General features: G+C 66.5%; 8 protein-coding genes. 4 read left to right on the forward strand and 4 right to left on the reverse strand.

The window, feature by feature from the left end:
• The first annotated feature begins 96 nt into the window (after positions 1-96).
• On the forward strand, positions 97-660 hold the full coding sequence (locus KDH83_RS27855; RefSeq protein ID WP_212321676.1) for an isochorismatase family protein: 564 nt from the start codon (positions 97-99) through the stop codon (positions 658-660).
• 34 nt (positions 661-694) lie between these two features.
• Positions 695-1,657, forward strand: coding sequence for a helix-turn-helix domain-containing protein (locus KDH83_RS27860; RefSeq protein WP_212321678.1), 963 nt, complete (start codon positions 695-697; stop codon positions 1,655-1,657).
• A 75-nt stretch (positions 1,658-1,732) separates the two neighbouring features.
• Here the strand turns inward: KDH83_RS27860 and nrdR are convergent, their stop codons facing one another.
• Both nrdR and glyA read right to left on the reverse strand, forming a co-directional pair.
• Positions 1,733-2,212 carry a transcriptional regulator NrdR gene (gene nrdR, locus KDH83_RS27865; RefSeq protein WP_103272382.1) on the reverse strand — a complete coding sequence of 160 codons (480 nt, stop codon included), beginning with the start codon at positions 2,210-2,212 and terminating at the stop codon, positions 1,733-1,735.
• Positions 2,213-2,411: 199 nt separating this feature from the next.
• The gene (gene glyA, locus KDH83_RS27870) at positions 2,412-3,662 is read right to left on the reverse strand and encodes a serine hydroxymethyltransferase (RefSeq protein ID WP_103272381.1); all 1,251 of its coding nucleotides are present in this window, start codon (positions 3,660-3,662) and stop codon (positions 2,412-2,414) included.
• A gap of 211 nt (positions 3,663-3,873) precedes the next feature.
• Here glyA and KDH83_RS27875 point away from each other — a divergent pair, with 211 nt between their 5' ends.
• Positions 3,874-4,512 (forward strand): LysE family translocator, encoded by a 639-nt coding sequence (locus KDH83_RS27875; RefSeq protein WP_212321686.1) that lies wholly within the window; start codon positions 3,874-3,876, stop codon positions 4,510-4,512.
• Between the two features lie 130 nt (positions 4,513-4,642).
• Here KDH83_RS27875 and KDH83_RS27880 read toward each other — a convergent pair whose 3' ends face one another.
• Positions 4,643-5,299: a YbhB/YbcL family Raf kinase inhibitor-like protein gene (locus KDH83_RS27880; protein WP_212321688.1), complete on the reverse strand. Its 657-nt coding sequence runs from the start codon at positions 5,297-5,299 to the stop codon at positions 4,643-4,645.
• 101 nt (positions 5,300-5,400) lie between these two features.
• Positions 5,401-6,645: a tyrosine--tRNA ligase gene (tyrS, locus tag KDH83_RS27885; RefSeq protein WP_212321690.1), complete on the reverse strand. Its 1,245-nt coding sequence runs from the start codon at positions 6,643-6,645 to the stop codon at positions 5,401-5,403.
• Between the two features lie 259 nt (positions 6,646-6,904).
• On the opposite strand from tyrS, the gene KDH83_RS27890 reads away from it, so the two are divergent.
• Positions 6,905-8,157, forward strand: a 1,253-nt coding sequence (locus KDH83_RS27890; RefSeq protein WP_212321692.1) for a M23 family metallopeptidase, incomplete at its 3' end; no start/stop codon positions are given.

Genomic DNA, 8,157 nt, shown 5'->3' on the forward strand with positions numbered 1-8,157 from the left:
GGCCGATGCTGGTCTGCCGGCGCGCTCGCCTGGCCGCTCCGCGAGGATGAAAATGGCTGCGTGTCCTTTTAAAATCCATGTTTTGGAGCCCAGACCATGAAGCAAGCGCTGATCGTCATCGATGTCCAGGATTCCTTTCGGCAACGTCCGTTTTGGGACGAAACCGAGTACCCCGCGTTCGTGGCGCAGATCCAGCGCCTGATCGACGCCGCAACGGCCCAGGGCGTGCCGGTGCTACAGGTTTTCCACACCAGCGTGTCGGACGATCCGGCCAATCCCTTCTCGCTGGCGTCCGGGCACGTCAAGACGCTGAAAGAGCTGAAGATCTCCCCCACCGCCGTGTTCCACAAGACCGTGCACTCCTCGCTCTACGCCAAAGGCCAGGACGGCGCGACGCTGCATGACTGGCTGCGGGATCATGATATCGGCGAGATCATCGTCAGCGGCATCCGCACCGAGCAGTGCTGCGAGACCACATCGCGCCATGCCAGCGACGCGGGCTTCAAGGTGATCTTCCCCACCGACGCCACCCTGACCTTCGCCATGCAGAGCCCATCCGGCCGGCAATACACGCCCGCCGAGATCCGCGACCGCACCGAGCTGGTGCTGCAAGGCCGCTTCGCGCGGATCCTGCGTGCCGCCGACGTGCTGGCGGCTTAGCGTGCCGTCCCGCTGAAATGCGCGAGCGCACGCCATGATCCCGGTGTACTTCGTGCTGACGCGCGGCCTGGTGCTGCTGGATCTGGCCGGTCCGGCGGAAGCGTTCCGGGTGGCCGAAAGGCTGTGCCCCGGCACGTTCGCGCTGCATTTCTGCGGACCCGAGGCGGAGCTGGAATGCGGCCTGGCGGGGCTGCACCTGGCGCGCATCAAGCCGCTGCCGGCCAGGCTGCCCGCCAACGCGCTGGTCATCGTTTCCGGCGTGGTGGGCACGCCGACGCGGCTGGACGATGCGCAGGCGCGCGCCATCATCGACTGGCTGGCCGCGCGCCAACCGACCGATGGCTTCACGCTGATGACGGTCTGCGCCGGCGCGCTGTTCGCCGCCGCCGCCGGTCTCACGCACGGGCGCGAATGCACCACCCACCACGGCAGCCTGGCGCAGCTGGCGGCACTGGATCCCAGCGCGCGGATCCTCGACAACCGCATCTTCGTCGAGGACGGCGCGCTGGTCAGCAGCGCGGGCATCACGGCGGGCATCGATCTCGCGCTGCACATGGTGTCGCGCCACTGCGGCCCGCGCATCGCCTGCGAGGTTGCCCGTGAAATGCTGGTCTACCAGCGCCGCGCCGGCACGGATTCGGCCCTGTCGCCCTGGCTGGAACACCGCAGCCATCTGCACCCCGGCGTCCACAAGGTGCAGGATGCGGTGGTACGCAACCCGGCGGCGCCCTGGTCGGCGCAGTCGCTGGCGCAGGAAGCCCATACCAGCGCGCGCCACCTGACCCGGCTGTTCCGCCTGCACGCGGGCTGCACGCCGATGGACTATCTCTATCAGATACGCGTCGCGCTGGCGCGCGACCTGTTGCGCGAAACCCGGCTGGACCTGGAGCGCGTGGCGGAAAAAGCAGGGTTTGGCTCGGCCCAGCACATGCGGCGCGTGTGGCGGCGCTTCGAGCCGCGGACGCCTGGCATGGCGCGGCAGCAGCTGGGGGCCTGAAGCCGGCCGTCGGCCTTGCGCGCCGCCCTTGCCACCGCGCCCGAGCGGCGGCGTGACGACAACAGGCGGATCCGGTCAGTCCTTGCGCAGCTTGCCGGGCAGCAAGGGCCCCTGCATCTCGCGGATGGCTTCGACGAATTCGCCGATGTCCTCGAAACTCTTGTAGACCGACGCGAAGCGCACGTAGGCCACCTTGTCGAGCTTGCGCAGCTCGTTCATGACCAGTTCGCCGATGTGCTCGGTGGGCACTTCGCGCTGGCCGCTGGCCCGCAACTGTTCTTCGATGCGGGAGACGGCGGCGTCCACGTCGCCGGTGCTGACGGGGCGCTTGCGCAGCGCCAGGCTCAGGCTGGCGCGCAGCTTGGCCGGATCGTAGTCGCTGCGGCTGCCATTGCGCTTGACGACCGAGGGCAGCGCCAGCTCCACCCGTTCATAGGTGGTGAAGCGTTTGTCGCAGGACAGGCAACGGCGGCGACGCCGGATGGCGTCGCCTTCTTCCGAGACGCGGCTGTCGACGACCTGCGTTTCGGGGTTGCCGCAAAATGGACACCGCATGTGTGATCCCTGAAGGCCGGATGGCAAGAATTAAGCATATTGTAACGATCCGTCCGGTGGAAATCGTCAAGAGGGCTGAATTCGTCCCCGATATTTTTGCCAGTAACCGCGAGTCCGGCCAAAAACAAAGGGACGGCCCTTGCGGAACCGTCCCTTTTCAGCCCCGCCGCCCGGTTTCCCGGGCGGACAGCGCAGGCGCTTACTTGCGGCCGTAGACCGGCAGGCGCGAGGTCAGTGCGTTGACCTTGGCACGCACGGCGGCGATGTTGGCCTCGTCGCGCGGGTTGTCCAGCACGTCGGCGATCAGGTTGGCGGTCAGTTCGGCCTCGGCTTCGGTGAAGCCGCGGGTCGTCATGGCCGGCGTGCCCAGGCGGATGCCGCTGGTCACGAAGGGCTTTTCCGGATCGTTCGGGATGGCGTTCTTGTTGACCGTGATGTGGGCCTGGCCCAGCACGGCTTCGGCTTCCTTGCCGGTGATACCCTTGGCGCGCAGGTCGACCAGCATGACGTGGCTTTCGGTGCGGCCGGAAACGATGCGCAGGCCGCGCTTGACCAGCGTGTCGGCCAGCACCTTGGCGTTCTTGACCACTTGCTGCGCGTAGTCCTTGAATTCCGGAGCCAGCGCTTCCTTGAAGGCCACGGCCTTGCCGGCGATGACGTGCATCAGCGGGCCGCCCTGGATGCCGGGGAAGATCGCCGAGTTGATGATCTTCTCGTGCTCGGCCTTCATCATGATGACGCCGCCGCGCGGACCGCGCAGCGACTTGTGCGTGGTCGAGGTGACGAAGTCGGCATGCGGAACCGGGTTGGGGTAGGCGCCGCCGGCGACCAGGCCCGCGTAGTGGGCGATGTCGACCATGAACAGCGCGCCGTTTTCACGGGCGATGCGGCCCATGCGCTCGAAATCGATGTGCAGCGCGTAGGCCGAGGCGCCGGCCACGATCAGCTTGGGCTTGTGTTCCTTGGCCAGCTTTTCGACCTGGTCGTAGTTCAGGACTTCGTTTTCGTCCAGGCCGTACGAGATGAAGTTGTACAGCTTGCCCGAGGCGTTGACCGACGCGCCGTGCGTCAGGTGGCCGCCTTCGGCCAGGCTCATGCCCAGCACGGTGTCGCCCGGCTTGAGCACGGCCATGTACACGCCCTGGTTGGCCTGCGAGCCCGAGTTGGGCTGCACGTTGGCGGCTTCGGCGCCGAAGATCTGCTTCAGGCGATCGATGGCCAGTTGCTCGACCACGTCCACGTATTCGCAACCGCCGTAGTAGCGCTTGCCGGGATAGCCTTCGGCGTACTTGTTCGTGAGCTGCGTGCCCTGGGCTTCCATGACGGCCGGGCTGGCGTAGTTCTCGGACGCGATCAGTTCGATGTGCTGTTCCTGGCGCACGTCTTCCTTCTGGACGGCGGCCCAGACATCCGGGTCAGCCTTGGACAGGGTGAGGTTGCGGTCAAACATGACGGAGGGTTCCTGAGGCAGTAGAAGAGAAAAAACCGGGGAAAGGCTGGCCGGGGTAAACCCGGAGAATGGCGCTTAGTTTACCGCGTCGGGCACGCGGAATTGCCCCCCATCTTCCAGCAATCGGCGCAAAATGCCATGCACGGGCGCGAAAACCACGCGCGCCGGTCCGCCCCCTGAAACCGGCTTCAAGCCGCCTTGAGCAACTTTCATGCAAACCGCCACCCTCCTCACCTACTCGCTGGTAGCCGCCGTCAGCGTGGTCAGCCCCGGCCCCGCCACCATGCTCGCCATCCGCAATGGCGCGGCGGGCGGCGTGCGCGCCGTGCTGCCGTCGACGCTGGGGAACGTGACGGGCCTGTTCCTGCTGTCCGCCGCCGCCATGCTGGGGCTGGGCGTGGTGCTGCAATCGTCGGCGCTGCTGTTCACGCTGGTGAAAGTCGCGGGCGCGGCCTATCTGCTCTACATCGGTCTGCGCCATCTGCTTGGCCGCTCGAATATCGCACCGCCGCCCGAACAGGCCGCGCAACTGGCGCCGCGCCGCGCCAGCCGCCTGTACCTTGAAGCGGCGCTGGTGGCGACGATGAACCCCAAGCCCATCCTGTTCTTCACCGCGCTGTTCCCGCAATTCCTGGCCGCGAGCGAGCCGCTGCTGCCGCAGTTCTTCATCCTGACGGGCATCTTCATGGGCATGTCGCTGGTCTCGCTGCTGGCCTATGGCGCGCTGGCCCATCGCGCGCGGCGGCTGCTGCGCCAGCCGCGCATCGTGACCTGGCTCAACCGGCTGGTGGGCTCGATCTTCGTGGGCTTCGGCGTGGCGTTGCTGCGCTTGAAACGCGCGGCGGGCTGATGCGCGCGGATGGGCTGCCGGCCTGGGCCTTGGCCAGACCAGCAGCCGCGGCCGCAATGGAGCGCCCAATTGAAAACGCCCTGCCGCCGGACGGATCCGACGACAGGGCGTGATCGGCCCGCGCGGGGCGTCAGGAGGCCGAGGTGGCCCCGATCTGCTTGGGCGCCAGTACCGGGTTGAGCGTGTAGGTGCCGGTCAGCGAAGCCTGGGCCAGCACATGCTTCTGGATCGCGCGCAGCGCATCCTCGCCCGTGAAGGGCCCTTGCAGGCCCAGCGTGGCCACGTCCAGCGCATACAGCGTGAACACGTAGCGGTGGACCAGCGCGTCGTTCCAGGGCGGGCACGGGCCGTCATAGCCGAAATAATCGCCGCTCATGTCGTGGTCGCTGGCGAACCAGGACGTGTAGGAATTGACGCCCTGGCGCGCGCCCAGCGGCGCCAGCGGGCCGCCCTTGCCGCGCGGCGTGATGCCATTGGAAAAGGCGCCCTCGTCGATTTCGCGCAGGTCAGCCGCCAGGTCCACCAGCACCCAGTGGAAGAAATCCACGCGCGGCAGGCTGGCGGGCACTTCGCGGCCCTCCTGGTTGACGTCGTCAGGAACTGACGGCACGTCCGGGTCGTGGCAGATCAGCGCGAAGGACTGCGTGCCGGCCGGCGCGTCGTCCCAGGAGAACTGCGGATTGAAGTTATCGGCCAGCGCGACGTGCGATTGCGCGTCGATCCTGCCGAAGGCGTAGCGCTCGGGAATCGACTCGGTATCGGAAAAGGACAAACTCAATAGCTTCATGTCGTGCTCCTCAATGTGCCGCAAGGGACGCCCGGGTCCTCGGCCCTGACTCCCAGCGTATCAAATCTCCGCAGCCACCGGATCAAGCGATCTTCGCAAAATCACGACTTCACGGTAACACGGGCGAATTTGCGCTTGCCTACCTGCACCACGTAAGTGCCGGCGGGCAATTGCAACGATTTGTCCTCGACGCGGTCGCCGTCCACCCGCACGCCGCCCTGCTCCACGTTGCGCTGGGCCTCGGAGCCCGACGCCACCAGGCCGGCCTCGCGCAGCAGCTTCAGGATGCCCACCGGCGCTCCGGCGACGTTCACTTCGGGCATGTCGTCCGGGATGGCGCCGTCGCGGAAACGCGCCTCGAAGGAAGCCAGCGCCTCTTCGGCCGCGCGGGCCGAATGGAAGCGGGTGATGATTTCCTGGGCCAGCAGGACCTTGGCGTCGCGCGGATTGCGGCCGGCCTCGGTCTCTGCCTTGAGCGCGGCGATGTCTTCCAGCGAGCGGAACGACAGCAGCTCGAAGTAGCGCCACATCAGCGTGTCGGAGATCGACATGAGCTTGCCGAACATCGAATCCGGCGACTCGGAAATGCCGATGTAGTTGCCCTTGGACTTGGACATCTTTTCAACGCCATCCGTCCCCACCAGCAGCGGCATGGTCAGGATGCACTGCGGTTCCTGGCCATATTCCTTCTGCAGCTCGCGTCCGACCAGCAGGTTGAACTTCTGATCGGTGCCCCCCAGCTCCAGATCGGACTTCAGCGCCACCGAGTCATAGCCCTGCATCAGCGGATACAGGAATTCATGCACCGAGATGGGCACGCCGCCCTTGAAGCGCTTGGTGAAGTCCTCGCGCTCCATCATGCGCGCCACCGTGTAACGCGAGGCCAGCTGGATCATGCCGCGCGCGCCCAGCGGGTCACACCACTCGGAGTTGTAACGGATCTCGGTCTTGGCCGGATCCAGCACCAGGCTGGCCTGCGCGTAGTAGGTCTTGGCGTTGGCCTCGATCTGCTCGCGGGTCAGCGGCGGACGGGTGCTGTTGCGGCCGCTGGGATCGCCGATGGTCGAGGTGAAGTCGCCGATCAGGAAGATGACCGTGTGGCCCAGGTCCTGCAGCTGGCGCATCTTGTTCAGCACCACCGTGTGGCCCAGGTGGATGTCCGGCGCGGTCGGATCCAGCCCCAGCTTGATCCGCAGCGGCACGCCGGTGGCGCGGCTGCGGGCCAGCTTGCGGGCGAATTCCGATTCGACCAGCAGTTCGTCGCAGCCGCGCTTGGCGATGCGCAGGTCGGCTTCGACTTCGGGAGTGATGGGGGCTTCTGCGATGGGGGCTTCTGAGGAGGACATTTCCGGGGGGACCAAGACGGCTTCGGCCGATAAAAAGGTGTAAAAAGTGACGAAAACTATCGAAAATTCTAGCTGAATCAGCTAGGATACCGCCCTAATCATACGCAACTGTCATATATACGCAGTTGTCGTCCGGTCTGTCACCTGCTGTTCACAAGTTGCGCCCCGCGCCAGCCCTTGCCCCGGATAACGTGGCGCGCGGGGGCCGTTCGTGTCACGCACCCTGCGAGTCCCAGCTACCTGAGAGGGTTTCTTCACGATGAATCGTGGCCTCCACGACATTGCGAACCGCTTCAAGCGCAAAACCGCAGCGTCGCCCTCGCCTGTCGAGCCCAAGCCGCGCTCCGGGATTGTCAGCCGCACTCTGCTGGTCACCGCGATCGGCCTGTTCGCCGGCGCTGCCGCGCTGGGCATGGTGCAGCATCCCGATCGCTCCGACATCCCCTCCGCCCGCATCATCCAGAGCGTCCTGCCCCTGACCGCCGAACAGGTCGAGGTCAGCACCCCGAGCGCCGCGCCGTACATCAGCGAAACCCGCATCCGCGCGGGCGACACGCTGGCCGCGGTGCTGCAGCGCCTGGAGCTGGACGCGCCGGAGCTGCAAACCTTCCTCACCCACGACGCCAGCGCCCGCAGCATCTACAAGCTCTATCCGGGCCGCTCGGTCCAGGCGGCGACCGATGAAGACGGCAACCTGATCTGGCTGCGCTACATCCACACGCCCGGCAACGAGACCGACGGCCAGGTCGTCACCCGCATGCTGCACGTGGCTCCGGCCGGCAACAGCTACAAGGCCGAGGAAATCACCGAGAGCACCGATCGCCAGACCCGCGTCGCGGTCGGCACGATCCGCTCCTCGCTGTTCGGCGCCACCGATGCTGCCGGCATCCCCGATTCCGTCACGCTGCAGATGGCCGACATCCTCAGCGCCAAGATCGACTTCCTGCGCGACCTGCGCCAGGGCGACCAGTTCCGCGTGGTCTACGAAGTGCGCTCGCACGACGGCCGCTACGCCGGCGCCGGACGCGTGCTGGCGCTGGAGTTCATCAACGGCGAGAAGACCCACAGCGCCGTCTGGTTCAGCCCCGATGGCAAGACCGGCTCCTACTACGATTTCGAAGGCACCAGCCTGCGCGGCGCGTTCCTGCGCACCGCCCTGAAGTTCAGCCGCATCAGCTCGACCTTCGGCATGCGCATGCACCCCATCCACAAGACCTGGACGGGACACAAGGGCGTGGACTACGCCGCGCCCTCGGGCACGCCGATCCACTCCACGGCCGACGGCACGGTGGAGTTCTCGGGCTGGCAGAACGGCTACGGCAACGTGGTCATCGTCAAGCACCACGGCAAGTACTCGACGCTGTACGCCCACCAGAGCCGCATCGCCGAAGGCATCACCAAGGGCTCCAAGATTTCCCAGGGCCAGCTGCTCGGTTACGTGGGCGCGACCGGCTGGGCCACCGGCCCGCACCTGCACTACGAATTCCGCGTGGACAACCAGCCCATCGACCC

The sequence above is a fragment of the Achromobacter sp. Marseille-Q0513 genome, assembly GCF_018195695.1.
Classification (GTDB): Bacteria; Pseudomonadota; Gammaproteobacteria; order Burkholderiales; family Burkholderiaceae_B; genus Achromobacter.

Bases quoted from the DNA above. Each gene is read 5' to 3' on its own strand.
- KDH83_RS27855 (WP_212321676.1), top strand. From the start codon at position 97: ATGAAGCAAGCGCTGATCGTCATCGATGTCCAGGATTCCTTTCGGCAA.
- KDH83_RS27860 (WP_212321678.1), top strand. From the start codon at position 695: ATGATCCCGGTGTACTTCGTGCTGACGCGCGGCCTGGTGCTGCTGGAT.
- nrdR (WP_103272382.1), bottom strand. From the start codon at position 2,212: ATGCGGTGTCCATTTTGCGGCAACCCCGAAACGCAGGTCGTCGACAGC.
- glyA (WP_103272381.1), bottom strand. From the start codon at position 3,662: ATGTTTGACCGCAACCTCACCCTGTCCAAGGCTGACCCGGATGTCTGG.
- KDH83_RS27875 (WP_212321686.1), top strand. From the start codon at position 3,874: ATGCAAACCGCCACCCTCCTCACCTACTCGCTGGTAGCCGCCGTCAGC.
- KDH83_RS27880 (WP_212321688.1), bottom strand. From the start codon at position 5,299: ATGAAGCTATTGAGTTTGTCCTTTTCCGATACCGAGTCGATTCCCGAG.
- tyrS (WP_212321690.1), bottom strand. From the start codon at position 6,645: ATGTCCTCCTCAGAAGCCCCCATCGCAGAAGCCCCCATCACTCCCGAA.